The sequence below is a fragment of the Xanthobacter sp. ZOL 2024 genome, assembly GCF_052932325.1.
On record NZ_JBRFIN010000001.1, the window covers coordinates 22662 to 46950 of the forward strand.

23 protein-coding genes and 2 pseudogenes are annotated in these 24289 nt (G+C 61.6%); 11 read left to right on the forward strand and 14 right to left on the reverse strand.

Annotated elements, in window-relative coordinates:
* The first annotated feature begins 248 nt into the window (after nucleotides 1-248).
* From repA to ACU4E7_RS22595, 5 genes are all read left to right on the forward strand, one after another.
* Entirely contained in the window at nucleotides 249-1487 is a 1239-nt protein-coding gene (repA, locus tag ACU4E7_RS22575; RefSeq protein WP_447021746.1) for a plasmid partitioning protein RepA, read from the forward strand.
* A 199-nt stretch (nucleotides 1488-1686) separates the two neighbouring features.
* Nucleotides 1687-2700 (forward strand): plasmid partitioning protein RepB, encoded by a 1014-nt coding sequence (gene repB / locus ACU4E7_RS22580; RefSeq protein ID WP_447021747.1) that lies wholly within the window; start codon nucleotides 1687-1689, stop codon nucleotides 2698-2700.
* Nucleotides 2701-2890: 190 nt separating this feature from the next.
* Complete coding sequence (gene repC / locus ACU4E7_RS22585; protein WP_447021748.1) at nucleotides 2891-4207, forward strand: plasmid replication protein RepC; 1317 nt, start codon at nucleotides 2891-2893, stop codon at nucleotides 4205-4207.
* A 10-nt stretch (nucleotides 4208-4217) separates the two neighbouring features.
* The gene (locus tag ACU4E7_RS22590) at nucleotides 4218-4535 is read left to right on the forward strand and encodes a hypothetical protein (RefSeq protein ID WP_447021749.1); all 318 of its coding nucleotides are present in this window, start codon (nucleotides 4218-4220) and stop codon (nucleotides 4533-4535) included.
* Nucleotides 4535-5230, forward strand: a complete 696-nt coding sequence (locus ACU4E7_RS22595; RefSeq protein ID WP_447021750.1) for a nucleotidyl transferase AbiEii/AbiGii toxin family protein — start codon at nucleotides 4535-4537, stop codon at nucleotides 5228-5230. Before ACU4E7_RS22590 ends, ACU4E7_RS22595 begins: the two co-directional genes overlap by 1 nt.
* Nucleotides 5231-5318: 88 nt before the next feature.
* Here the strand turns inward: ACU4E7_RS22595 and ACU4E7_RS22600 are convergent, their stop codons facing one another.
* Genes ACU4E7_RS22600 through ACU4E7_RS22610 form a run of 3 tightly spaced genes read right to left on the reverse strand, consistent with a single transcriptional unit; the run spans nucleotide 5319 to nucleotide 7059 of the window.
* Nucleotides 5319-6401 (reverse strand): site-specific integrase, encoded by a 1083-nt coding sequence (locus ACU4E7_RS22600; protein ID WP_447021751.1) that lies wholly within the window; start codon nucleotides 6399-6401, stop codon nucleotides 5319-5321.
* A complete protein-coding gene (locus ACU4E7_RS22605) occupies nucleotides 6398-6805 on the reverse strand; it encodes a PIN domain-containing protein (RefSeq protein ID WP_447021752.1) in 408 nt (135 codons plus the stop codon). Before ACU4E7_RS22605 ends, ACU4E7_RS22600 begins: the two co-directional genes overlap by 4 nt.
* Nucleotides 6805-7059 carry a type II toxin-antitoxin system Phd/YefM family antitoxin gene (locus tag ACU4E7_RS22610; protein ID WP_447021753.1) on the reverse strand — a complete coding sequence of 85 codons (255 nt, stop codon included), beginning with the start codon at nucleotides 7057-7059 and terminating at the stop codon, nucleotides 6805-6807. The genes ACU4E7_RS22605 and ACU4E7_RS22610 overlap by 1 nt, the downstream gene beginning before the upstream one ends.
* 246 nt (nucleotides 7060-7305) lie before the next feature.
* Here ACU4E7_RS22610 and ACU4E7_RS22615 point away from each other — a divergent pair, with 246 nt between their 5' ends.
* The 5 genes from ACU4E7_RS22615 to scpB all read left to right on the forward strand — a co-directional run bounded on the left by ACU4E7_RS22615 (nucleotide 7306) and on the right by scpB (nucleotide 12902).
* Nucleotides 7306-8904, forward strand: coding sequence for a Mu transposase C-terminal domain-containing protein (locus tag ACU4E7_RS22615; RefSeq protein WP_394092599.1), 1599 nt, complete (start codon nucleotides 7306-7308; stop codon nucleotides 8902-8904).
* Entirely contained in the window at nucleotides 8901-9779 is an 879-nt protein-coding gene (locus ACU4E7_RS22620) for a TniB family NTP-binding protein (protein WP_394092600.1), read from the forward strand. Before ACU4E7_RS22615 ends, ACU4E7_RS22620 begins: the two co-directional genes overlap by 4 nt.
* A 36-nt stretch (nucleotides 9780-9815) precedes the next feature.
* Nucleotides 9816-10760, forward strand: coding sequence for a TniQ family protein (locus ACU4E7_RS22625; protein ID WP_394092601.1), 945 nt, complete (start codon nucleotides 9816-9818; stop codon nucleotides 10758-10760).
* A gap of 494 nt (nucleotides 10761-11254) precedes the next feature.
* Nucleotides 11255-12208, forward strand: a complete 954-nt coding sequence (locus ACU4E7_RS22630) for a DUF1403 family protein (protein WP_447021754.1) — start codon at nucleotides 11255-11257, stop codon at nucleotides 12206-12208.
* A 1-nt stretch (nucleotide 12209) separates the two neighbouring features.
* Complete coding sequence (gene scpB, locus ACU4E7_RS22635) at nucleotides 12210-12902, forward strand: SMC-Scp complex subunit ScpB (RefSeq protein WP_447021755.1); 693 nt, start codon at nucleotides 12210-12212, stop codon at nucleotides 12900-12902.
* A 26-nt stretch (nucleotides 12903-12928) separates the two neighbouring features.
* On the opposite strand, the gene ACU4E7_RS22640 is transcribed toward scpB, so the two are convergent.
* Both ACU4E7_RS22640 and ACU4E7_RS22645 read right to left on the reverse strand, forming a co-directional pair.
* On the reverse strand, nucleotides 12929-13453 hold the full coding sequence (locus ACU4E7_RS22640) for an RES family NAD+ phosphorylase (RefSeq protein WP_447021756.1): 525 nt from the start codon (nucleotides 13451-13453) through the stop codon (nucleotides 12929-12931).
* Nucleotides 13450-13836, reverse strand: a complete 387-nt coding sequence (locus ACU4E7_RS22645; RefSeq protein WP_447021757.1) for a hypothetical protein — start codon at nucleotides 13834-13836, stop codon at nucleotides 13450-13452. Before ACU4E7_RS22645 ends, ACU4E7_RS22640 begins: the two co-directional genes overlap by 4 nt.
* Nucleotides 13837-14179: 343 nt before the next feature.
* Between ACU4E7_RS22645 and ACU4E7_RS22650 the strand changes: the two genes are divergently transcribed.
* Entirely contained in the window at nucleotides 14180-16555 is a 2376-nt protein-coding gene (locus ACU4E7_RS22650; protein ID WP_447021758.1) for a P-loop ATPase, Sll1717 family, read from the forward strand.
* Nucleotides 16556-16808: 253 nt separating this feature from the next.
* On the opposite strand, the gene hxsA is transcribed toward ACU4E7_RS22650, so the two are convergent.
* From hxsA to ACU4E7_RS22695, 9 genes and pseudogenes are all read right to left on the reverse strand, one after another.
* Nucleotides 16809-17462, reverse strand: a complete 654-nt coding sequence (gene hxsA / locus ACU4E7_RS22655) for a His-Xaa-Ser repeat protein HxsA (RefSeq protein ID WP_447021759.1) — start codon at nucleotides 17460-17462, stop codon at nucleotides 16809-16811.
* Nucleotides 17459-18562: a His-Xaa-Ser system radical SAM maturase HxsC gene (hxsC, locus tag ACU4E7_RS22660; RefSeq protein ID WP_447021760.1), complete on the reverse strand. Its 1104-nt coding sequence runs from the start codon at nucleotides 18560-18562 to the stop codon at nucleotides 17459-17461. Before hxsC ends, hxsA begins: the two co-directional genes overlap by 4 nt.
* On the reverse strand, nucleotides 18559-19968 hold the full coding sequence (gene hxsB, locus ACU4E7_RS22665) for a His-Xaa-Ser system radical SAM maturase HxsB (RefSeq protein ID WP_447021761.1): 1410 nt from the start codon (nucleotides 19966-19968) through the stop codon (nucleotides 18559-18561). The genes hxsC and hxsB overlap by 4 nt, the downstream gene beginning before the upstream one ends.
* Nucleotides 19965-20204 carry a hypothetical protein gene (locus ACU4E7_RS22670; RefSeq protein WP_247029126.1) on the reverse strand — a complete coding sequence of 80 codons (240 nt, stop codon included), beginning with the start codon at nucleotides 20202-20204 and terminating at the stop codon, nucleotides 19965-19967. The genes hxsB and ACU4E7_RS22670 overlap by 4 nt, the downstream gene beginning before the upstream one ends.
* A 258-nt stretch (nucleotides 20205-20462) precedes the next feature.
* Nucleotides 20463-20909: a hypothetical protein gene (locus ACU4E7_RS22675; protein WP_447021762.1), complete on the reverse strand. Its 447-nt coding sequence runs from the start codon at nucleotides 20907-20909 to the stop codon at nucleotides 20463-20465.
* Between the two features lie 79 nt (nucleotides 20910-20988).
* Nucleotides 20989-22088, reverse strand: a protein-coding gene (locus tag ACU4E7_RS22680; RefSeq protein WP_447021763.1) for an IS3 family transposase whose coding sequence is annotated in 2 segments (ribosomal slippage) — nucleotides 20989-21839 and nucleotides 21839-22088 — 1101 coding nt in all. Because the reading frame shifts where the segments join, the coding sequence is not laid out codon by codon here.
* Between the two features lie 61 nt (nucleotides 22089-22149).
* Nucleotides 22150-22833: pseudogene (locus tag ACU4E7_RS22685) on the reverse strand (Tn3 family transposase); the annotation flags it as partial.
* A gap of 52 nt (nucleotides 22834-22885) precedes the next feature.
* Nucleotides 22886-23603, reverse strand: a pseudogene (locus tag ACU4E7_RS22690) (IS6 family transposase).
* Nucleotides 23604-23683: 80 nt separating this feature from the next.
* Nucleotides 23684-24277, reverse strand: a complete 594-nt coding sequence (locus ACU4E7_RS22695; RefSeq protein WP_003603269.1) for a recombinase family protein — start codon at nucleotides 24275-24277, stop codon at nucleotides 23684-23686.
* Nucleotides 24278-24289: the final 12 nt, after the last annotated feature.

A 24289-nucleotide genomic window follows, 5' to 3' on the forward strand; every position in this document is an offset into this window, starting at 1 on the left:
GCCGAGGTGGTCGAGGGACGACCCGGGAGGCACGCATCGACCTGCACGCGGGTGCAAATTTGCACTTCCCGTGAGGCATCCATTTTCGACCGACTCACAGTAAGCCTTGGAAAACATGGCGAAATGAGCTGCACACGAGGGACGTGTGGATTTGAGCGTTAAGGTCTCGTTAACCACTAAACGCTTGCTTCGAATCGTTATGTCATCAATGGTCACGGTTAAATCGCCGAACGGGCAAGAAAACCGTGATGAAGGCTTTCAACGTGAACTCCGCCGCTGAACACGCGCGAAAAGTGATGACTGGGGTCGACGAGACCATCGGGGCACAGGCCGAGCTGCTGAGTTCTCAGCTGCAGGCGATGAGCGAGGCTCTGTTCCCGCCGTCGTCGAAGAAAATTCTCCGCCGCTTTACCTCGGGAGAGGCGGCGCGCCTAATTGGGATTTCAGATTCGACTCTCAGGAAAATGACACTTGCCGGTGAAGGTCCGATGCCGGACATGGCAAGCAATGGGCGGCGTCTCTATACACTTGGCCAAATCAATGAGGTTCGCCGCCTTTTGGCTGGCTCTACGCGTGGCCGGGAGAGCGTTGAGTTCGTCCCACACCGCCGCGCGAGTGAACATCTTCAGGTCCTCGCGGTAACGAACTTCAAGGGCGGGTCGGGCAAAACCACGACGTCGGCGCACCTCGCGCAGTATCTGGCGCTGCAGGGGTATCGCGTGCTTGCCGTCGACCTCGATCCGCAGGCGAGCCTTTCAGCTCTTCTGGGCGTGCTGCCTGAGACCGATGTCGTGGCAAACGAGACGCTTTACGCCGCCATTCGATATGACGCGGCGCGCCGGCCGCTGCGGGAGGTGATCCGGACCACTTATTTCGAGGGCCTCGATCTGGTGCCGGGTAATCTCGAACTGATGGAGTTCGAGCATACGACGCCCAAGGCACTAGCGGCGAGCGACAGATCGCGAGGGGATCTCTTCTTCACCCGTGTAGCGTCGGCATTCGATGAGGTCGCTGACCGGTACGACGTCATCGTCATCGACTGTCCACCCCAGCTCGGCTTTCTTACCTTGAGCGGCCTGTGTGCGGCGACGGCGATGATCGTCACGGTGCATCCGCAGATGCTGGATATCGCCTCGATGAGCCAGTTCCTTCTCATGACACGTGATCTTCTCGGGGTGGTCAGGGAGGCGGGTGGCGAGCTGAAATATGATTTCATTCGCTATCTATTTACCCGCTTCGAGCCGCAGGACGCGCCGCAGACCAAGGTGGCGGCTCTACTGCGCAACCTGTTCGACGATTACGTCTTGACCAATCCGATGCTGAAGTCGGCTGCGGTTTCCGATGCCGGGTTGACCAAGCAGACCCTCTACGAAATCGGCCGCGAGAACCTCACGCGCTCTACTTACGACCGAGCCATGGAAGCCCTGGACGCGGTTAATGCTGAGATCGAAGGATTGATCAAGGCTTCATGGGGGCGGGGACTATGAGGGCGAGCCGCGCGGCGGCGCGCGTCTCGGCGAATGGCTATTTACCAATGTTGGGAGCTCCCAACACCTTTGATAAACATGCGGGTGCTCTGCTTGGTTGGGCGCTGCATTCCGTGCCCTTGATCTATCTGTTGGGAGCTCCCAACGGGCTCAAATGGCTGGGAGCGAATGGAGCGACTCTTGGACGAAGGGGCCAGTCATGAGCCGGAAGGATGCGATCAATTCACTTTTCTTGAAGAAACCTGACGCTGTGGCCCCCTCCCCTGCCCGCTCGGCTGATCGCGTACGTACGGGGGCCGTCGCGGCGATGGGGGCATCGTTACAGGAGCTCTCCGAGACCGCGAAAGTCGGTGAACGGTTGAAGCAACAGCTCGCGGCGAGCGATGTCGTCGTTTCACTAGACGCTGGGCAGATTGACGGTTCGACGATCGCGGACCGGATTTCGATCGAGATCGACCCTGGCTTCGAGCAGTTGGTAGCGAGTATCGCAGAGAATGGGCAGCAGGTGCCTATCCTCGTTCGGCCTCATCCGGAGACAGCCGGGCGCTTTCAGATTGCTTATGGCCGTCGTCGACTGCGCGCGGCCGAACGGCTGGGTCGCGAGGTGAAAGCGATCGTCAAGGCGCTGAGCGATGCTGAACTCGTCGTCGCGCAAGGACGTGAAAACCTTGATCGTCAGGATCTGTCCTTTATCGAGAAGGCCTTGTTCGCGAAGCGGCTCGAGGATGCAGGGTATGATCGGCAGACGATCATTGCGGCCCTCTCCACCGACAAAGCTGATCTCAGCCGTTACATCGCGGTTGCACGCCGCATTCCAGAGCCCCTTATTAGACGGATTGGACCTGCGTCGAAGTCAGGGCGAGCACGATGGCTCGGCTTGGCGGAGAAATTGGATGATCCCAAAGTGTTGTCGAACGTGGACGCGATGCTTGATGAGCCGGCGCTGCAAGAGATGGATAGCGATCATCGGTTTCAGGCCGTCCTGCTGAGGCTGGCAGACAAAGCAAGGTCGAACCCGCGAGCGGATGTATGGACGACACCGAACGGGCGTCGGGCTGGGCATGTCGAGCGTGGAAATGGGCGGACGGCGCTTGTCTTCAATGAGAAGGTCGTGCCCGCCTTCGCGGATTTCGTCGCGTCGCGGCTTCATACGCTGTTCGACGAGTTTTCCAAGACAGAGAAGGAGGAAGCCACCGACCGACTGATGGAATGAAGCCGGCACTATCGGTGCCGAATGGAGACCGGCAAAAAGAAAAAGGCCCCCGAAACGGATCCCGGAAGCCCTTCTCAACGTGTGACAGCCTGAGAATCGCACTTCCCGGAATCACAGTCAAGAGTCCCGAAAGGGATTGAGCGCCGTTTCGGCGAGCAGATTTCTTTTGCCTAGCAATAGGTGAAGGACAATGCAGACGCATGTTTCGACGACGCCCTTCGGGCGGCGGCCGATGACGCTCGGCCAGATTTCCAGCCAGATGGCGGCCAAGGCAATGAAGCCGGACGCTGTCGTGCATAAATGGCAGGTGTTCCAGGACATCCGCGAGGCGCGGGAACTTCTCGGCGCCACGGATCGCTCGCTGGCGATCCTCAACGCCCTGCTGACCTTCCACCCGGAGACGGCGCTGACCGGCGATGCCGAGCTCATCGTCTGGCCGTCCAACGAGCAGCTGGCGGCGCGGGCGAATGGCATGCCGGCGACGACGTTGCGCCGGCACATCGCCGTGCTGGTCGATTGCGGGCTGGTCATCCGGCGCGACAGTCCGAACGGCAAGCGCTTCGCCCGCAAGGGCAGGGGTGGAGAGATCGAGCAGGCCTATGGCTTCGATCTCTCGCCGCTGGTCGCGCGGGCGCACGAACTCCATGAGCTCGCCGAGGCCGTTCACGCGGAGAAAAAGGCGTTCCGCGTGGCGAAGGAGCGCCTTACGTTGCTGCGGCGAGATATCGTCAAACTGATCGACACGGGCATTGAGGAGGACGTCCCGGGCAATTGGGGGAAGGTGCTGCTGGACTATCAGGCGATCATTACCCGCCTGCCCCGTTCAGCACCGCGCCAGCTAGTGGAGGCGATTAGCGCCGAGCTGGCGGTTCTTTGCGCGGATATCCGAGAGGCTCTGGAAACGTTCATGAAAATGCAGAATCTGGATGCCAATGAGTCCCATTCTGGACGCCACATACAAAATTCAAATCCAGATCTTCATACTGAATCTGAATATAGCCTTCGAAATAGAAAAGAAGCGGGCGGTAGCGTCGCGGAAGCCGGCAACGTCCGGAGCCTGCCGAAGCGGGAGTTGCCCCTTGGGATCGTGCTCGACGCCTGCCCCGGCGTGCTTGAACTGGCGCAGGGTGGTGAAATCCGCCATTGGCGGGACTTCCTGGCCACGGCGGAACTGGTCCGGCCGATGCTGGGGATCAGTCCGAGCGCCTGGCGGGATGCGCAGGAGGCTTTGGGTGAGCAACATGCCGCGATCACGCTGGCTGCGATCTACCAGCGCGCCGATCAGATCGGATCGCCCGGCGGCTATCTGCGCAGCCTGACGGAGCGTGCAAGGGAGGGTAAGTTCTCGACCTGGCCGATGATCATGGCACTGCTGCGTGCCAAACTCGATGCGCAGAAGACGCAAGCTGGCGCGGATGGCGCAAAATCAGACGAGCCCATGCCCAGTGACGGCCTTCGGGCCTCGGAGGCGCTGCTGAAAAGTCTGACGAAGCCGAGGGGGCGGTAAAGGCAAAGGAGTGCGGTTTGATGACCTTGTCCGCAAGGAGCGAAACGATTATCTTTCAAGGGTTATGAGCACGCATCTGACCTTGATCCTGACGACGGTGAACGCACCCTATGGCGAGCAGCTTGACGGTGCGGAGCTGGCTCATTGCCTGTCGGATATCACATTGGCGAAGCAGCATCCCGGTCAGGTGAGCGCCTTTCTGGGAGAGGTGCCTGTCGCCAATCAGCTGAAGTTCGCGGACGCTTATCACATTCCGTTTGCGACGCTGAAGGCTCTGGCAAGTGATTTTGCGGCCTGGTCGGGCGAGAGCTACCCTCTCGCCGCCTGATGATCGAGCTTGCCAATCGTCGTCCTTCGGAATGGCAGCGGCTTTTTGCCATTGCTTCCGATCTCATCCGCCAGGTGAGGGTGGCGACCGGCGGATATGATTTCGAATGGTCGTTCGGCGGTGGCACGGCAATGATGATCCAGATCGGTCATCGTGAAAGCCATGACGTCGATCTGTTCATCAACGATCCGCAATTGCTCGGATTCCTGGATCCATCGAGAAGCGGGTTGAACTTCAGCGTCGTGCCTGCAGCCTATGAAGGGGATGGGGCGCGATTCCAGAAATTCGCCTTCGACCAGCTGGGCGAAATCGATTTCATCGTTGCAGGAGCGCTGACAGCTGTTCCCGTGGTGACGCAGGTAGTTGAGAGCCTGCCCGTCCAACTCGAAACCATCCCCGAGATCATTGCCAAGAAAATCGTCTACCGGGGCGCCGGTGCCAGGGCACGGGATATCTTCGATCTTGCTGCCGCGTCACGGGAGCATCGGTCGGAGGTGATCTCTGCCTTGCGGACGTTTCCCGAACAAGTAGCTGCGACACGACAGCGCCTTACTGCGTTGAACCCGGAATTCGTCGCGAAGACGATCTCGCAGCTGATGGTCAAGCCGGCCTATGAGGCTATGGCCCCAGACAGCCTTGCGATCGCTACCGATCTTCTCGACGAGGTCCTGCACGCTTCATCCGCTCCATCCTGACCAACGCTGGCGACTGCTACGGGCTGCATTTTCCTTCGCTGGCGTGGAGCTCATCGAAAGGAAGTCGATCGGGCAGGGGCCTTCCGACCTACAACCCCGCTGCCTTTGTGAGATTGACGCGGAATCTGTCGCGGCGGCGCTGATAGCGGCGGGTCATTTCGGCGGAGGCGTGACCGAGCTGTTTTTGCACATGGCGCTCGTCGACCTCGGCCGAGGAAGCAAGGCCAGCGCGCAGCGAATGGCCGGCGAATTTTTCCTCCCGTTCGCCCTCGTTAAGGTCGCCTCGCACCCCGGCGGCGAGCGCGGTGCGCTTGACGAGGCGGGCGACCTCGCGGTCGTTGAGCCGATCCGGGCCGACATCCTTGCCCCGGCCCGTCACCCGGCGGAACAGTGGGCCATGGCCGATCCTCGCCAGCGTGAGCCAGGTTTGCAGCGCCACCACCGGGCAGGTGGCGTCTGCCGAGCCCCGGCCGATCTCGACCTCGCGCCAGCCGGTTTTGCCACGCAGCGTGACCAATAGTCCCTTGTCGAGGATTTCCACCCAGCCGCGCCCGTCCTGGGTCTGGTCGCGCCCGACATCGAGCCCGACGATTTCCGAACGACGCAACCCGCCGGCGAAGCCGATGAGCAGCATGGCGCGATCCCGCAGGCCGCGCAGCGTGCCGCGCTCCAGCGTCTCGAGCATGGCGATCAGGTCATCGGGCAGCACCGCCTCCTTCTGGCGGGGCGGGGCGGCATGGGTGTTGCGGATGCCGGCGAGAACGGTGGCGATGTGCCGGTCTTTCCGGTCCAGCGGGGTACCGCGCTGGGCATAGTTCCAGGCGAGAGCCGAAAGCCGGCGCTCGATGGTGGAGACGGAGTTCGCCTTGCCGCCGGGAATGGCGGCGCCGGAGGCGCAGGCGGTGATGTAGAGGCCGACGACCTGTGGGGAGGGGGGCAGAAGTTCCAACCCCTGACGCCGGCACCAGCTTGAGAAATGCGCCCAGTCGCTGGCATAGGCGCGTCGGGTATTCGCGGAACTCGACGCCTCGACATAGTCGCGGGCGCGACCGGCGAGACGCGCGAGATGCGCCGGCACGGCAGACGATGCCGGATTTACCGGCTCCGGCAGGGTTGGGGAGGGGGGATTGACCGGGACCGTTTCGTGGGCCGGATCCGACTCGATCGTCATCCTTCAAGATCCCACGGATTGATCACCGATGCGCCGGTGTCCTCGAAATCCTTTACATTGCGGGTGATGAGGATCAGGTCGTGGACGATCGCGGTGGCGGCGATTAGCCCGTCGATGTCGCCGCGGGGGCGGATTGCGGCGATGCGGCCCCATTCGACCGAGATCTGGTCGGTCACCGGCAGGATGCGGTCGGCGTGATCGTGGCGGAGCCTGCGCAGCCACTCGGCGAGGTGGCCGGCGGCCTTCGGATCGGATTTCTGCTTCAGCGCGATGCCGCGCATGATCTCGCCGACAGTCAGGGTGCTGAGATGCACGCTGCCGGGATCGACCGCGCGAAGCCAGGCGAGGGCCTGCGCCGAGCCACGGCGGGCCTCGGAGATGACGTTGGTGTCGACGAGGTACATCAGAGCGCGACGTCGCGGCTCGGCGTCTTCGCCCGAGTGCTGACCACCTCGGCGAGTTCGTCGTCCCAGGCTGGGCCGGCGAGGAGGTCGTCGACCAGGCTCGGCCGGCCGGCGCGCATCGCGTCGTAGTCGGCTGCCGAGAGCACGACGGCGGCGCGCTCGCCGCGCAGGGTGACGATCTGTGGGCCCTCGCTCCGGGCTTTCTGGACGACCCGGGAGAACTGGTTCTTGGCGTCCTGTAGCGGCCATTCCATGTTTGGCAAGCTCCTGTCTAGACTGTCTAGCTATATAAGTGTGATAGCTGACACGTCAATGACACCAATTCCAACGATCTAGGGCGATTGTCAGCCGACCGTTTTTCATGAGACTGGCGATCGCTTATTTTCAATGGGTTAGCCGATTCAGAAATTTGTGAGACCGAGTCGTCTCTGCTGAGACGGAACCGTCACGCGATTCAGTTATGGTGAGACTAGATTGATCGACAATCCGCGTGAAGAGGCATGGAACGCGACCAGCTCGACGAACAGGAATGGCAAAGCGCGCTCAGGCATGCAGATGTTCTGCGACGGATGCCACAACGCCCGAGTGCAGCCGATGTCGCGGACGCTATGGCGGAGCTTGCCGTCAGTCGCGCGACCTTATTTCGGTGGCTGAAGCGGTATCGGGTGGAGGAGCGCGCCACTGCGCTCATTAGTCGAAAGCCAGGGCGCCGTGCCGGAATCGACGCCTTTGATCCTACCCTGAAGGCGATCGTCGACCGCAACATCACGACATTCTACGCCACACCCGAGAAGCCCACGTTGACGCGCCTGTGGAAGCGAATCTCGGCCGATTGCCGGGTGAGCGAGTTGGCGCCGCCCTCAATCAGACGCCTGAAAGGATACCTTGCGACGTTCGATACGGAAGCTATGACGCGCCGTCGCGAGGGAAAGGCTCGGGCCGACGCGCAGTTCCTGGCATTACCCGGCGAGCTTTCAGCGCAGCATCCGCTGCAGATCGTCCAGATCGATCATACGAAGGTCGACGTGACAGTCGTCGACCCGATCGAGAGGCAGCCGATCGGTCGACCGATCCTCACCATCGCGATCGATGTCTACACCCGGATGGTGCTGGGCTTTTACCTGTCTCTGGAGGCGCCGTCGGTGACGTCGGTGGCGCTTTGTTTGACGCACGCGATCGTCGACAAGACCCGCTGGCTGCAGGATCGGGGGATTTCGCTGGATTGGCCGACGAGCGGCCTGCCCGAGTGCATTCATGTCGATAATGGCGCCGAATTCCATGCGCGCGCCTTCAAACGCGGCTGCGATGATCACAATATCGCCGTCTCCTACCGTCCGCCGGGAACCCCCAGGTTCGGCGGGCATGTCGAGCGCTTGATCGGCACGATGATGGGGGCGGTCCATATGCTGCCCGGCACGCATTTTTCCAATGTGCTGGACAAGGGCGACTATGATCCCGAGGCGCGCGCCGTGATGACCATGCGCGAGCTTGAGGCCTGGCTGGCGCTGGAAATCATCGCCTACCATTCCGATCTGCACCGCGGTATCGGCCGGCCGCCCGGCGCGGCCTGGAACGAGGCCATATCCGGGCGCCCTCCGCGGCAGGTGCGCGAGCCGCTCGCCTTCCTGATCGATTTTCTGCCATTTGAGCCGCGTGTACTGCGGCGAACCGGCATCCACATCAACAACATCTGCTACTGGTCGGACGGCTTTGCGCCCTGGATCGGCCGGTGCAGCGACAAGGTTCTCGTCAAGTACGATCCGCGAGATTTGCATCGGGTCTTCGTTAAGCTGGGCGAGAACTACATCATGGTGCCCACGCGCAATTCCGGGCGCCCGGCCATCACGCTGTGGGAGCAGAAGGCGGCGTTGCGCGTGCAGCGGGCGCGCGGCCGCCGGGAGATCGATGAGGAAACGATCTTCCAGACGATCGCCGCTCAGCGTGCGCTGGTGGATCAGGCGATCCAGGAGACCACGCAAGCCCGCAGGCTGCGCGCGAGGCGCGCTCATCTGCAAGAAATACCAGCGCTTCCAGCCAGCGCGCCGGCGGACGAGCCGGTGATCGCCTTGCCGCATTTTCCGGTGGAGGTATGGGAATGACGGCTTATCCGCATCTCGATCCCGCCGTTCAGGCCTATGCCGATCTGCCCGCGCGGGAGCGCATCGAGCACATCCGGGTGGATCGATGGATCGACTATCCGCGTGCCCGCCAGGCGCTCGACAAGCTCGAAGAGCTGCTGTTGTTTCCCAAGCGCGCCCGCATGCCCAACCTGCTGATCTTCGGCGCCTCGGGCATGGGCAAGACGATGATTATCGAGAAGTTCGTGCGCGCTCATCCGCCTCGGTTCGATCAGCGCAGCGGAATCCATCACCGGCCTGTCATCGTCGTGCAGATGGTCCCCTCCCCGGATGAGGGGCGGTTTTATCATCGCCTTCTGTCGGTGATTGGCGCGCCGCCGCCAACCCGCGCCACACTCGGGCAGCTCGAAACGCAGGCGCTGCGGCTGCTTCAGGAGACCGCGCCACGCATGCTGATCATTGACGAGGTGCAGAACTTGATCGCTGGCACCTACCGGGAACAGCGCCGAATGCTCAATCTGCTGCGCTTCCTCGGTAACGAACTGCGGATTCCCCTGATCTGCCTTGGCTCGCACGAGGCGCGTGATGCGATCCGCGGCGATGCCCATCTCAACAGCCGCTTCGAGCCGTACGGCTTGCCGCCGTGGCGGCACGATGCCGACTTCCATGGCCTGATCGGAGGTCTCCTCTACTCCTTGCCTCTGCGCCTGCCGTCCGAGATGACGGACAGCGCGCTCAAGCGGCTTGTCGAGGCCAATGGCGGCATCACAGCATCGATCTTCCGGATGGTGATCGAGCTCGCCACGGATGCCATCCTCTCGGGAACCGAGCGGATCACGCCGACTGCGATCCTCGATCATCGTGTCGCCGCGCCGGCGACCTTCGCCGCGGCCTAAACCGTGACGGGGCAGGGAAGGGCGCCGCTGCCTATCGTGCCGCCGCCCTTTCGAGACGAGCGGCTGAGTTCCTGGCTGGAGCGGATCGCCGACGTCTATCTGGTGTCCCTGGACGAGCTGCAAGCGCATATTGGTTGCGTTCGTCCGGCATTGCAGCTTGAGTTCGAGCCTGTTCAGGCCGACATGGAGCGCATCGCAGTCGCGACGAACCGTTCGGCCGAACGTCTGTTCGCCATGACCTTCCGTGGCGCATCGCCGCGCTATCGCAGCCTGCTTCGACCCAGCTCCAGAGAGATTTGTCCGGCCTGCTCGCGCGGCATGCAACGACCGCAGCGTCTGAGAGGCTGGTCGTTTGCCTTTGCGTTCTGGTGTGATCGTCACCGTGAGCCACTCTTCGGCGGCGAAATGAGCGGCGTCAGCGCGCTCGGCGATGAAGCATCAGGCCGTCGGGGCGCGGAAATCCTGCTTCAATGGGCAATGGAGAGGGAGATTGCCGCGATTCCTGTCGGCTCGGTGCTGTCGCTGCTGCTTTTGCCGTCTCGGAAATTGTCGCCTCCGGCACCGTGGGAACTCGCGTACTTGCCGCTCCCGCGTCAGCACGATCCTTCCGTTCTGTCGCGACCCTGCCGGCGTCCGGTTCTGAGTGTCGTGGTGCCGGAATTCAGGGCTGCGGTGCCGACTAGCGATCCGCGTCTGTCTTCAACCATCGCCGATGTGCCGAATGCGCCACGGGCAGAGCGGTACGCGCTTGCCATCGGCGTTGCCCGGGTTCTGAAGAATCCGGTCGGCACGATCATTCGTGTCCTGGAGGCTTCCGACGAGTTCGGCCGAAAGAAGGTGATGGATCTGATCGAAGGATGGCCGGCGGCAATCCGCCACGCTGTCGGGCGTGCTGCTCCCTGCACCCGGCAAAGAGGGAATGCCGGAAGAGCGGTGACAGGTGCCCGTCTCAGCCATCAACGGGTTCGAGCGCTCTCCTGAGCCCCAAAAAAGCTGGAGGTCCGCCAAAGCCACTCAGAAGCCCGCAGGCGGCCACTAGCCGTTTTCCGACCTTTGCCTCGTCGAAATCATTCGATCGGCCTCAGCGGGCTCCTGACGAGGTCGATAAAGTGCGGATCTGCGTCTGCATCCGGCGATGTGCACCGAACAGCAGGCCCTCTTCACGATGCGCGAACCGCGATTGGCCGGGCTTCCGTGCTGACCGGGGCGGTATTCCCGAGACAATGTTCATCCAAGCCGGAAATCGTGAGACTGCGCCTGTCTCACGAAAACCGCTTCAAAAAGCGGCTCGACGGCGGCCGAGTCTCACTAATTCCGGTCTGCTGACAAATTCGCCCGGATTCGCCGGACTCTCTCTATAAAGGTGTAGAACGTCCGATAATGCAACATTATCGGACGTTATTAATCCATGACAGAACGTGCGGATTAGGCTGATAGTTGTAGCGTAAAGCGCACGGCTCGGATAGGCTTCGCGCATGGATCTCGCGCCGATTCCGCCCACTCCGATGCCAGTCACCGTGCCCGCGATCCCCGGCTGGGCGCTGTCGCGCGGCCCGGTGACCGACCCGGTGGAGGCGGCCTTCCTCGCCGGCGTCGCGTTGAATTCGCTCGATAATCTCGTGCGCTGCGACCCGCCCTGGGCCGGCGCCTGGCGCGCGCGGTTGGCGCTCAGCTGCGCCGCCGCGGCCGCCCGTCAGTCTGGGCGTCCGGAGGACGAAGCGGCGCTGCGCGATGCCTGGATGCTGCGTCCTCCCGATGGCGATCCCGGCCCCGCCGGCCGGCTGCTGGCCGCCTGGCGGCGCCTTGCCGCGCGCTCCCCGGGCGTCGATGCCACGACCCTTCAATCGACCTGCAGACTGCTCGGCCTCGGCTGGAGCCCCGAGCTGGCCGCTCTGCCGGACGAGAGCGACCGTCACCTCAGTGAGGGGCGTCCGGCACCGCTGGTTGCCGCGGCGGTGCTGCGTGCCGCCGAGACGGCGGCGCCGAGCGCCGGCCTGCTCGGCTGGTGGCTCGCCGACCAGGTGCTGGCGCAGCGCCTGCGCTGGCCGCTGCCGGTGCCGCTATTGATGGCCGAGGCGCATGGCGCCGCCTTCCGTGGCGCCGGTCGGGGAGGGCGGCTTCGTCCGGGTGACGACGGCTTCGAGGCCGCGCTTTGCCTCGCCGTGGCCCAGGGCGCGGCGCGGGCCCTGCGCTGTGCCGCCGAGATCGCGCCGCGCGCCGCCCGGCTGCAGGCGGTCGCGCCAAAACTGCGGGCCAAGGGGGCAGGGGAGGCGATCGCCCGGCTGTTTGAGGACGACGCGGTGCCGGGCACGCTGGCGACGGCAAAGCTGTCGCGCTGGGGCGCGCGGCGGCTGTTCGAGCGGCTCGAGACGCTGGGCGCGGTACGCGAGCTCACGGGCCGCTCCAGCTTCAAGCTGTACGGGCTGTAGGATGGCCCGGCGCCCCAAAACCCCGGTGAGCTTCGATGCCGAGCTCAGCGCGCTGCCGCCGGAGCTGCGCTGGCGCGAATGGATGGGCCGGGTCGAGGCGGTGATCTTCGCCTCAAGCGAGCCGGTGGGGCGCGACGTGCTGGCCAAGGTGGTCGGGCGCGAGTGCAATCTCGATCTGATCATCGACGACATCCGTGCCGAGCTCACCGGCCGGCCCTATGAGCTGGTTTCGGTCGCCGGCGGCTGGCAGCACCGCACCCGCAAAAACTTTGCCGAAGCGATCCAGGTGGCGATCGGGCTTGGGGGCGACGATCCCAAACCGCTCTCACAGTCCGAGCAGCTGGTGCTGCTATGCATTGGCTACTTCCAGCCGATCACCCGCGGCGAGCTCGGCCAGTTCTTCGGCCGGGAGATTAGCCGCGACACGATCGGTCATTTGCGGCGGCTCGGCTTCATCGCCGCCGGGCCACGCTCGCCGCAGCCCGGCGCGCCCTACACCTATGTGACGACCAGGGAGTTCCTGTCGCACTTCGGCTTCGACACGCTGCGCGACCTGCCGGACATGGAGGCGCTTGAGGATGCCGGCCTGCTCAGCAAGGACAGGCTGCTGGCGGGAGATATCCCGCTCGGGCTCATGGCGGGCGATATGGATGACGAAGAGGCGGAGGAGGTTGAGGTCGACGAGGAGAGCTGAGCGCTGCTGCTATTTCCCGAACAAGCCTACGACCACGACGATTGGTCCCGCGGCAGCCGATGATCGGGATCGTGGACCATGACCGTGTCGTCAGCCAGCAGATTGGCGGGAAAGATCACCAGATTGGTGCCGCCGGCATGGCGAAGTGAGGGAAACAGGATGCCGCGAAGCCCGGCGGTGATCACGCGATCGGCGAGCTTCCAGGATGGCGGGACTTTTTCGTCGATGCGGGCGATGCGGCGCCACGCACAATCCCAGTCTTTCCAGGCGTCATCCCAGATGCTCGGATCGAATCCCTGAGACAGGTCCGCGACCTCGCCGAGCGCCACCGTGTAGGCGGCAAGGGTTGCCGGCGGCGTGATGCTGGCGCCTTGCCGGTATTCTTCAAGCGCCGTCTGCGGCGCGCGGGAGAGATAAAGCGCCTCGACGCCCGGCCGGTTGAACCGGCCACCATCGATCGCGGCACCCGCACCGCTGGTCGGCACGAACGCCCATTTAGGTGTCAGATAGCGATGGAATATCTCGTCCGGACCAAGGCAGGTGATCTTCACCCACGGGCTCCGTTCTCGAGATCGCGGATGAAGGCCAGCACCGCCTCCACCTGGCCATCGGCCACAAGCTCAGCTGCCGTGCGATGCCCATAGTCGGCGATCGGCTCGTTGCGGTACCAATAGATGGCCTTGTCGATATCGCCGGTGAGCTCGGCGGCCGCCGAGATCACCTTCACCATCTCGCGCATCCGTCCTTGCAGCCGCTCGGAAGAGGGGTTGCGCAAGGTGTTGCGATGAACCCCGGTAAGCTGGGCCAGGTTGGCAACGTTGACGCCGAGTGCCTTGGACAGGCGCTTCGGCGAGATATAGGGAGTGCGTGGCTCCTGAAGGCTATCGACGAAGCCGGAAACCATGGCGGTGTGGGCAATCTGAGCCTGGGTCATAACGGCACCTCTATGATGTTACGCACAATATATGCACATCCAGAAGCACATCAAGCGCAGCGTGCGTCTGCCACATGGCGATCTTAAGCCGTCCATTCTCCTGGTCCCGCGTCTCGCCGACAGCCGAAGCTGACTTCTCGGACTCTCAACGGGTCCGGCTTCTGGCTGTACAACTTGTCTGTCCCACGGGACCGCCTCTCCCACCGCGCGAGACCCGGTCCGCCTCAGGCCTACCGACGATCAGGCGATGGTGCTGAGGTTGTTTCCTCATCATGTTCGCCTCATCTTACTGCCGATGTGGGGGCTATCTCCCTGCTATCTCACGCGGGAGGCGACGAGGGGAATGCTGGAACAAAAGGTTGCGTTCGTAGCGTATTCGTCGCGTGACCCGGCCGTCGCGTCTATCATCTTAGAGGGAGTGCGGCGTGCGAACGCGGTCGCCGCTCAACCCATCCGTTACGAACCCTGGGTCTTCAACGATATCCCCGGCAACCCACTGATCTCCCCGATCCTCGCGAAGATCGAAGAGGCGCCGTTCGTCGTTGCGGACATCAGCTACCTCAACCTGAACGTCATCTACGAGGTGGGATTCACGGTCGGCCGCGGGAAACGCGCCTTCCTGATCCGACATGCCGAAACGGCCGGCGATAAGAGCGTCGCCAAGGAGGCCGGGATCTTCGACACGCTCGGCTACCACGAGTACGCCACGGCCGAAGATATCAGGAACAGGTTGACAAGCCACGTTGACGAAACCTCGCTCCCATTCAACCTGACGCTTGATCGGAAGGCGCCGGTTTATCTCATTGAACCCCCGACCCGAACAGCCGCCGCGACGATGGTAGTGTCTCGTGTAAAGAAGGCGGGCTATCGATACCGCAGTTTCATGCCCACCGAGGACACCCGTCTGGCGGCAGCCGATGCCGTGCGGCAGGTGGCCGCCTCGGCTGGGGTCGTCCTTCTACTGCAGCAAACCGACGTCGAAGGCGCGGATGTGCACAATGTGCGAGCACTCTTCGTCGCGGGCTTGGCTCATGGAATGAACAAGCCGACTCTGATTCTGTCGCCGGCTGGTTATGAAGCACCCCTCGACATTCGCGATGCCGTGAGGACCTATCGCTTCCCTGACGACATCGTCGAACGGGTCGCAGATTACTGCCCTGGGATCAACGATCACCTGCAGCAAGCGGACCCGGCGCCGATCGAGACCGGTGGCCTGCTGCAAAGTATGTCCATCGGTGACCCGACCGCCGAGAACGAGATGACGACGCTGTCACAGTATTTCTTAAAGACGAGCCAATACGACCGGGCATTGCGAGGGGACGTAAATCTCGTGGTTGGTCGAAAAGGGTCAGGAAAGACGGCGCTATTCATTCGTGTGCGCGACAAAATCCGTATGGACAAACGCAATATCGTCGTGGACCTTAAGCCCGAGGGCTATCAGCTGCTCAAACTTAAGGATGACATCCTGTCCTACCTGACCGAGGGAGCACGGCAGCACCTTATCACAGCTTTCTGGGAGTACCTCATCCTGCTGGAGGTGACATACAAGCTTCTCGAGAAAGACCGCAATACCTACAAGTTCAACCACGAGATCAATGAGCTCTATCTGGAGCTGGACGCCGCATACAGGGTGGATAACTTCTCGGCGGAAGGGGATTTCTCGGAGCGCCTCCTCACACTCTCTCAAAGGATCAGCGAGCAATACTCCGCCCGATACGGCCGCGATGACGCGCGCAAGCTCACCACGCAACAGGTCACCGAACTCCTCTATACCCACGACCTTCGCAAGCTCCGCGACCGCGTCTCGCGCTATCTCGAGAAAAAGGAGAGCGTCTGGGTGCTCTTCGACAATCTCGACAAGGGATGGTCGACCCAGGGAGTCGACGTCATCGATGCCATCGCGCTGCGCTGCCTGATTGACGCCGGCCGCAAGGTCGAACGGGAGATGCAGCGAGCAGGGCATCTGTTCCGCTGCATCGTCTTTGTTCGGAACGACGTCTACGAGCACCTGATGGCCAACTCGGCTGACTACGGCAAGGAGATGCGTGCGACCCTGGACTGGACTGATCCGGACATGCTGCGAGAGATGTTACGCCTTCGCCTCGTCTCAGGTCTTGACGGCAAGGCGGCCGAAGTGTCTTTCGAGCAGATCTGGCCTACGATCTGCACCTCTCACTATCATGGCGAGGAAAGTTCGACGTTCATCATCGACCGCTCCCTCATGAGGCCCCGCAACGTACTGAAGATTTTTAATCACGCCCGCGGCTTCGCCAGTAATTTCAATCGGGCGCGGATCAGTGAAGGCGACATCGAGAAGGGGATGCGGGCCTATTCTCAGGATCTGCTGATTGAACTCGACCGGGAGCTCGGCGACGTTTTACCCTCGGCCAAGGACTTACTCTACCACTTCATCGACGCGCCAAGCGTCCTTGACACTGAGGCCCTGCGCAACATCATACGCGAGGCTGGCATTGAGCAAGAGGTTGCTGAAGGCGTGATCGACTTTCTTCTCTACTACGGCGTTCTCGGCGTGCGCACCGATAACAGCGACTTCTTCATCTTTAACGTCGCCTATGACTTAAAGGCATTGAAGATTCGAGCCAAGCGGGGAGGCACCGATACGCTTTATCTAATCAATCCGGCGTTCGGTCCCGCACTAGGTCTGAAGGAGTTCAAACAGGAAGTCGTCGATCTCGACGAGCCGGCGCTACCGCTCTGATCTTCGAGGTGAATGCCCGATTCAGCGATATCTGCCGAGACGAGCTCGTCAGGAACTTTCTCTTGGAGCTTCACCCCGGTGATAGGAGCGGACGGGCGAACGGTTGCTGCTGCTACCGATAGCCAACGACGCCACAACTAGCCGGTTTCGAACGAAGCTCCAACGTCAGCTCTGCCGCCACCTTGATTTCACTCGTCCTAATAAAATCGGCATTTCTGTCGACGACTCAGCGCTGGCTTCCGGATGAGCGATACTATTGAGCAATAATCCTCAGCGCATTCAATGTCTCTGGTGTAATTGTTCCTGTCGGCTTCAATCCATAATCTGACTGCAGACGCGTCAGTGCCTCGCGTGTCTGCGGGCCGACCTTGCCGTCAACAGGCCCGTTGAAATATCCGAAGGCAACCATCGCGGTCTGAACCTGACGAACGATAGCCGCAAACTTGTCGGTGTTTCCAGGAAGGGGGACCGGTCCGGTGCGCGTCGGCGGAACAGGGTTTGGTCCAATCTCCACAGGCGCGGACAGAGCCGGTGCCGGCGTCGTCGCGTAGTTTCCTGTTGTTGGCGAACCGCTGATGGCGGGGGCCGGCGCGGCCGGTCGTGTTGGTACAGTTGGCGGCGGCGAATAGAGAGGCGTCGCGTAAGAGGGCGACGGGCTATAGCTTGGACTATAGTAGCTACCGCCAGTCGACGAGCGGTGGCTCGTGTGGCTGCTATGGCTTCGGTGTGAGCTATGACTGCGATGTCCGGCCAACGTATAAGCGTGGTCTAGTTTGAAGATGTCGAAGAGCGATTTGCTCTTCTGGGGGTCAAGGCTTGGCGGCGCGCTGAGCGGAAGGGTCAGGCCTTTTGACGGGAGAAGGCCGGCCGCGAGCAGCGAGGGAATGGCAAAAAGCCTGAGTTTCATATGCGAGCGAGCCTCTGGAAGCCTCGATCCTCTGGATACCACTCAAAGAACCCACCGCAAATGTCCCGCTCCTGGCAGCCGCTGCACTCCCCCAGAAAGCGTCGTTTCCAGTCTGAGATCGTCGACGGCGCGCGATCGCGATAAGGCTGTGGGACCGTGCAGCGAGGAAAGTTGAAGAGTACGGCTTCGACGTTTCGCGCTTTTGCGATGTTCAGGGCATCTGCAATCGGCGTGAACTCGGTCGAATGGTCGAAGAAAAGCCGGTCCCAATTCTGCCGGCCGAAGCCGATGCTCTCCAGCTGCATGAGAGCCCAGCGGTTGATGAACGGCAAATGCGTGGTCACGAAGCTGGCGAGGTCCGCAAGTAAGACGGCGTTTTCGCGCATGATGACCGTGCGCAGTTCGATCAACGCGCCGGCCCGCGCGAAAATGGGAAGAGTCTCCATCAGCTGCCGGAAAGCACCCGACTTGCCGACGATGCGATCATGCATGGCAGCCTCGGCCGCATAAAGCGGAATGCCCCACAGCACGCGGTCGCGCATGCCAGCCAGAGGATCCAGATCGTCTTCGTCGATATGCTGGGCGTTGCTCAGTACGTGAAATCCGAGGTCCGGTCTGTGCGTGAGGACCCTCTGCATCATCGGCAGGAGCGCCGCCTTATAGAGCAGCGGCTCTCCCCCTGAGATGCCGATTGTCATGCCGGCGGGCGCGAGCAGCGCCGCCGCCTCGAAGAACGGCAGTAAATCCGCGTGATGACGCTTCGGTGGCTGAGAGCACATCAAGCATAGCTGGTCGCAGCGCTCGGTGATCAAAAACGTGTTGTGGGGTGATGTTGCCCGGATCAGTCGCTGGGCAGCCCGTCCGCCAGGCAACGCCAGCACTACGTCGCCGTCAACCTCTTCGGCGGTCGTACCGTCGATGACGAGTGTGCCCCGGGGGCTCGAAAAGGTCAGACGCTGACCTGCCACCTCAACCAGGTCTCCATCAAATTCCGTACGCAGGCCCGTTCTATCGAGTTCGTATGCCCGCACCTCGGCGTTAAGCCGCATGACGAAGGGTTCAGGCTGTGACGATCGAGCTGCGAACCGGAGCGGGATCATTGGTGCTCTCGCACGAGATGTTCGGGCCAGCTCTCCAGGTTCGCCCAACGGCTCAGAGAGAAGCGCGTCGCCTCATCACGGCGATACAAGAGCTCGAAAACCTTATCGAACAGGCTTGTGTGGCGGCGGCAAAACCATGTGGCTTGCTTGGGGAGGTCAATGCGGCCGTATCGCGAAATGTCGTCGACCAGATCAGAGCCGCAGAACGGCTGATAGGGACAATGGATGCAGTCCGGGTCGAAATTGTTGCACGAGGCCGCGTTGAGCGTAGCGACCTTCTCGGTGTCGATGCCATGGTGGACATGGCCGACTGACAGATCGATCCGACCGATGCGCGACTGCATGCGGGCCTCATCCGTTGGATACAGCACGCCATCGTGGTCAATGACGAGGTAGTCCGACGCGAAGAAATTGGGGTTGCGCAGATCGACATGCTCGTCGGCGCCAGCGCGCAGCACACGCTTGAGACACTGACTGAAATAATACTCCTCAAGGATAGTGCCTGTACGGAAGTTCCGCTCGATCAGATGCTCGATGAAGGCCGCATGCCAGGCATTCCAGCGATCAAGACCCACATCAGGGTCCCTGCCGCGACGGGCAAAGCCTTGATGATTGATCGGACGGAGATAAATCGATCGCAAGCCGCGGTCCACGAAACTGCTGATGATTTCGTCGACCGCAGGCGGGCGTTCAATGTCGATGGTTGGCAGAGCCGAGACCTTGCTCGAACCGAACTGCTCGATGGCTCGGTCAAGGTTGCCAAAGAATGCATTAGTAAGCTCGGTTGACCGGGTACGTTGGCGCTGGTGCGTCACTGCATCGCCGTCGAGCGAAGTGCTGATGAAGGTATCCGGTGCCGCCAAATAGTCCCATGCCTCCGCGCTCACCGCTTGCAAGTTCGTGCACACGACGAACTCGGCTTTGCCGAACCGTTGGCGGCAAAAATCCCGCACGCGCTCAAGGAGGTCGAGGCGTAGTAGCGGCTCACCTCCCTGGAATTCGATCTTGATTTCCGGGGCTGCCAGTCCCCCGATAAAGGCCAGCACGGCGTCGAGGGTGTCTTCGGTCCAGTCGAAGCCACGCGCACCTTCGGGCGCCCGCGACACTTGGCAATAGCTGCAGGTCAGATTGCAACGAAGCGTCGGGACGAGGATTACATATCCCAGTTGGCGGCGGGGTGCCTGGCGCGCGCACCAGCGATAGGCGAAACCGAGATAGGAGAGATCGAGTTCTCGCTGAAAGGTATGGCCGCCTTCGTGGAGAAACGCTTGGTCCTCGTCGGTGAGAGCATCAAAGGCATAGCGATGCAGAAAGTCTTCGGTTCCCTTGAAGAATCCCCCGGCGTCATCAGCGAAAAGCAGTGAGCCGCAGCCGAGGTCGCGAAAGCGAAGAGGCCAGATGTTCACCTGAGCACCACATTCAGCAAAGCCTCGCGCAGGGGCAGCGTTTCGGTATAGATTTTTTCACGGTAGATCGCATGTAGCACGACAGATCGAAGATGTTCCGGCGCTGATTGCTTTCCGGCACTTGCCCGAATGCCATCCTGCGTCCGCTCAAAAGCGATATCGGGAAACTGGCCTTGCAGGCGAATCAGAGCTGCATCGATGAAGTTGGCGAGCGGCGATGGAATATCGATTTGCATGACGGCGCGTGCACCAAATGACCAAGATCCACCGCGTCCATATAGAAACGGCCAAGCGATCCCAATCTACAATCTCGGCAAGAATCGGCCAGTCGTTATTTCTGATATTCTGAAGTGCCGATCGGCTTCCTGACGCAACCCTGCCCAGCTACGTTGACTGCAAAGCCGTCAATGACCCGATCGCATTGCCGGTCTCCAAATCTAAGTTGATGCTCGCGAACACGGGCGATGACAGACGCCCGCGTCAGTTGCGGTAGCCTAGCCCTTTAGGCGCTTGATGAAGCGCTTCAATACCACCCGATCTTCGTCAATCAGGAAGAAGGAATCGACGGCGAGACTGGTGCCGTGGTAGCGGCTCACCCGGTCGTTCGAGAGTTGCGACGCCACGTATTCTATGCTCGGATTGAAGCGGCGCAACGTCCAGCCTGTCGCCTTAAAAAGCGCCTCGACATCGACGCTGTACTCGCACGCCAGGGCCATTTCGGCCAATGTCCTCGCGTCGACGAGCGGATCGGTGCCGAACGCGATGCCATCAAAGGTTAGGTAGAGCTCGAGATTGGGTCGAAAGGACGTCACGTCGGAACCCATCGCAGATACCTCGACAAGGCTGTCCACGCTCAATTCGGCGATGGCTTCACCAAGTTCTTGCTCAGAACTCTCGCTGAAAGCGTCGCGCAAAGTATCGCCGTCGACGGAATCTCGCATACCCTCAGCGTCCTGCTCGATGACCTGAGACCCTTTTCTCCTCCGGCTTAGGAGAGAGTCCTTGGGTTGATTTTTGGCCTTAGGCGGCCTGGGTTTCCAATGGGATTGTTGCCGCGAACTCGGCGGGGGATCGATTGCCGAGAGCTGAATGAGGGCGGTTTACATTGTAGTCCTCCTTCCACGAGGCGATTGCGGCACGGGCTTGGCCCAGGCTCGAGAATAGGGTCTCGTTCAAGCACTCGTCCCGGAACCGGCCGTTGAAGCTCTCGACGAAGCCGTTCTGCATCGGCTTGCCGGGAGCGATGTAGTGCCATTCGACGCCGCTCTGCTGGCACCATTTGAGAACGGCCATCGAGGTCAGCTCGGTGCCGTTGTCGGAAACGATGGTCGCAGGCCTGCCCCGGATGGCGAGCAGCGCATCGAGTTCGCGTGTCACCCGAAGTCCCGAGAGCGAGGTGTCGGCGACCAGCGCCAGGCACTCCCGGCTGAAGTCGTCGACCACGGCCAGTACCCGGAAGCGCCGACCGTCGGTGAAGGCATCCGACACGAAATCGAGGCTCCAGCGGACATTGATCCGATCCGGCACCAGGATAGGGCGCCTCGTGCCGAGCGCTCGCTTGCGTCCTCCGCGCCGACGCACCTGAAGCTTCTCCTCCCGGTAGAGCCGGCGCAGCTTCTTCTGGTTCATGATGATGCCCTGGCGCTTCAGCATGATGTGGAGGCGCCTATAGCCGAAGCGGCGGCGTTCGCCGGCCACAGCCCGCATGGCCTCCCGCAGACTTGCATCGTCGGGGCGCACACTTCGGTAGCGCACGCTGGTGCGATCGACGCCCAGCGCCTGACACGCCCGACGCTGGCTCACCCCGTGCACGGCACAGGCATGAACCACGGCTTTGCGCCTTGCATCGGGCGTCACCATTTTTTTGAGCTGACATCCCTCAGAATCGCGTTGTCGAGCATCTGCTCGGCCAGCAGCTTCTTCAGCCGCGCGTTCTCCTCCTCGAGCGCCTTCAGCCGCCGGGCATCGGACACATCCATGCCCCCGTACTTGGCCTTGAACTTGTAAAAGGTCGCCGAGGAGATGCCGTGCTTGCGGCAGACGTCAGCGGTCTTCGCGCCCGCCTCCTGCTCCTTAAGCATCCCGATAATCTGTTCCTCTGAGAACCGTGAGGCTCGCATCGTCCGTCTCCATGATCGACGGACTCTACCTAAATCTGGAGGAGGATCAGGGTCTCAGGTCATAGATGCCTGTCAGATTGATATGCTCCCAGCTCAGCGGGGAGATGTGCTTGAGCAGATGATCCGGAATCTCGCGACGCACGCTGCGCAAGTGGGAGACGGCTCGTTCGATATAGACCGTATTCCAGTGTACGATCGCGCTGACGACGAGGTTGAGGCCGGACGCGCGGAAGGCTTGGCTTTCGAACGATCGGTCCCGGATCTCTCCGCGCTCGTGGAAGAAGACGGCGCGCTTCAGCTTATGCGCTGCCTCGCCCTTGTTGAGGCCGGCCTGGCAGCGCCGGCGCAGCGCTGGACTCAAATACCATTCGATCATGAACAGCGATCGCTCGATCCGGCCAAGTTCCCGCAGCGCCTTTGCGAGCTGGCTTCCCTTCGAGGATACTGACAGCTTCTTCAGGATCGTGGACGGCACCACGGCGCGCGTCGTGATCGACGCTGCCAGATGGAGCAGATCGTCCCAATGGTCGAGAATCAGAGTGGCGTCGATAGGTGCCCCGATGTGGTTCGACAGCGCCGAGTATGCATCGCCTTTCTCGAATGTGTGGAATTTCCGGTCCTTGAGGTTGCGCAGCCGAGGCGCAAAGCGTTTGCCGATTAGGGCGAACAGTCCGAAGACATGGTCGCTTGCACCGCCCGTATCGGTGAAGTGTTCCTGGATATCGAGGATCGTGTCCTGATCGAACGGCGTTGTCACGTTGTTCGATTGAGGCCGGACGAAGCGCTTTCAGTTAAACTCAGGCAGTTGCGCCGGTCACGGCCTTCCAGTGCGCCATGGCGCGGATCCGATGAATGTGGGTGGCGAGGGCGGAGTGTTTTTGATGCGACGGGACAAAATGATTTCTAACCGCTGAAAATACGGGGACAAATTGTTGCAGACTGCCGACGGATCGGAAGCCCTGCATCACTCGTTCTCGTTTTCGCAGCGGCAGATGGGAATTTTCCGCACGGTTGTTAAGGCCCTTGTGTGATCTATGTTCAATGGCCGGCATCACATCTCGCTTTGCCGCCCCGTATGAACACAGTTTATCGGTGACAATCCTCTTTGGCGCGAGGCCTTGCTTCTTCAGCAGCCTGATCAGCAATCGCTTGGCAGCCTTGGTGTCTCGACGGGTCTGCACGATCTCGTCGAGAACATATCCGTCCTGGTCGACGGCTCGCCAAAGCCAATGCTTTCGCCCGCCGATCGTTACGACCACTTCGTCCAGATGCCAGATATCCTCTCGCGACGGCGTCTTTCTGCGCAGTCGCTTTGCGTAGGCCGCACCGAATTTCCGGCCCCAGCGCCGGATCGTTTCGTAGGACACGACAATGCCGCGCTCCAGCAGCATTTCTTCCACCAGCCGCAGGCTTAACGGGAACCGGAAATACAGCCAGACGGCATGGGCGATGATATGCGGTGGGAAACGGTGGTTCTTGTAGCTGATGGTCGGCGTGCTCATCACGTCCGGTTATCCGTCAACCGTTAAGCCACGAACAACGTGACAACGCCCCTGCGTCTTGGGGTCGGAACAAGCTTTGTTCCCCCAGACACGCTAAGGTCGAACGGACCGTGAACCTTCGTCGCGAACCCGCATAATGGTCTGCCTGCTGGTCGCGAACTTCCGTGCGATCGCCGAAACGCTCATCCCCGTCGTGAGATCGCCGCGCACATCTTGCTTCTGTTTATCGCTCAGCGTCGAAGGACGGCCGAGGGCCTTGCCTTCCGACTTGGCGCGCTTGAGGCCGGATTGCGTCCGCTCGATCAGCAGATCCCTTTCGAACTGGGCGACGGCGTTGAGCACGTTCATGGTCATAGTACCGGCCGAACTGGTGAGATCGGCCCCGCCGAGCGCGAGGCAATAGACCCTTACGCCCATTTCGGCCAGCGTCCTGACGGTGGTGCTGACATCGATCGCATCACGGCCGAGGCGGTCGAGCTTGGTCACGATGAGAATGTCCCCGGACTCCAGCTTGTCCATGAGCCGGGAAAAGCCACGGCGCTGCACAATGGCCGTGCTGCCGGAAACCGTCTCGGTGACGATCCGTCGCGGCTCGACGTGAAAGCCGGCGGCCTCGATTTCCTGAATCTGGTTTTCGGTGGTCTGCCCGATCGTGGAGACGCGGACATAGGCAAAGGTGCGTGGCATGAGGTCAATTTC

What these genes read in the sequence shown, in the direction of transcription:
- hxsA (WP_447021759.1), bottom strand. Translation starts at nt 17,462, where the DNA reads ATGAAACTCAGGCTTTTTGCCATTCCCTCGCTGCTCGCGGCCGGCCTT.
- ACU4E7_RS22645 (WP_447021757.1), bottom strand. Translation starts at nt 13,836, where the DNA reads ATGACCCAGGCTCAGATTGCCCACACCGCCATGGTTTCCGGCTTCGTC.
- ACU4E7_RS22615 (WP_394092599.1), top strand. Translation starts at nt 7,306, where the DNA reads ATGGAACGCGACCAGCTCGACGAACAGGAATGGCAAAGCGCGCTCAGG.
- ACU4E7_RS22620 (WP_394092600.1), top strand. Translation starts at nt 8,901, where the DNA reads ATGACGGCTTATCCGCATCTCGATCCCGCCGTTCAGGCCTATGCCGAT.
- ACU4E7_RS22595 (WP_447021750.1), top strand. Translation starts at nt 4,535, where the DNA reads ATGATCGAGCTTGCCAATCGTCGTCCTTCGGAATGGCAGCGGCTTTTT.
- repA (WP_447021746.1), top strand. Translation starts at nt 249, where the DNA reads ATGAAGGCTTTCAACGTGAACTCCGCCGCTGAACACGCGCGAAAAGTG.
- ACU4E7_RS22600 (WP_447021751.1), bottom strand. Translation starts at nt 6,401, where the DNA reads ATGACGATCGAGTCGGATCCGGCCCACGAAACGGTCCCGGTCAATCCC.
- ACU4E7_RS22605 (WP_447021752.1), bottom strand. Translation starts at nt 6,805, where the DNA reads ATGTACCTCGTCGACACCAACGTCATCTCCGAGGCCCGCCGTGGCTCG.
- ACU4E7_RS22650 (WP_447021758.1), top strand. Translation starts at nt 14,180, where the DNA reads ATGCTGGAACAAAAGGTTGCGTTCGTAGCGTATTCGTCGCGTGACCCG.
- hxsC (WP_447021760.1), bottom strand. Translation starts at nt 18,562, where the DNA reads ATGATCCCGCTCCGGTTCGCAGCTCGATCGTCACAGCCTGAACCCTTC.
- ACU4E7_RS22675 (WP_447021762.1), bottom strand. Translation starts at nt 20,909, where the DNA reads ATGCGAGATTCCGTCGACGGCGATACTTTGCGCGACGCTTTCAGCGAG.
- ACU4E7_RS22630 (WP_447021754.1), top strand. Translation starts at nt 11,255, where the DNA reads ATGGATCTCGCGCCGATTCCGCCCACTCCGATGCCAGTCACCGTGCCC.
- repC (WP_447021748.1), top strand. Translation starts at nt 2,891, where the DNA reads ATGCAGACGCATGTTTCGACGACGCCCTTCGGGCGGCGGCCGATGACG.
- scpB (WP_447021755.1), top strand. Translation starts at nt 12,210, where the DNA reads ATGGCCCGGCGCCCCAAAACCCCGGTGAGCTTCGATGCCGAGCTCAGC.
- repB (WP_447021747.1), top strand. Translation starts at nt 1,687, where the DNA reads ATGAGCCGGAAGGATGCGATCAATTCACTTTTCTTGAAGAAACCTGAC.
- ACU4E7_RS22695 (WP_003603269.1), bottom strand. Translation starts at nt 24,277, where the DNA reads ATGCCACGCACCTTTGCCTATGTCCGCGTCTCCACGATCGGGCAGACC.
- ACU4E7_RS22670 (WP_247029126.1), bottom strand. Translation starts at nt 20,204, where the DNA reads ATGCAAATCGATATTCCATCGCCGCTCGCCAACTTCATCGATGCAGCT.
- ACU4E7_RS22610 (WP_447021753.1), bottom strand. Translation starts at nt 7,059, where the DNA reads ATGGAATGGCCGCTACAGGACGCCAAGAACCAGTTCTCCCGGGTCGTC.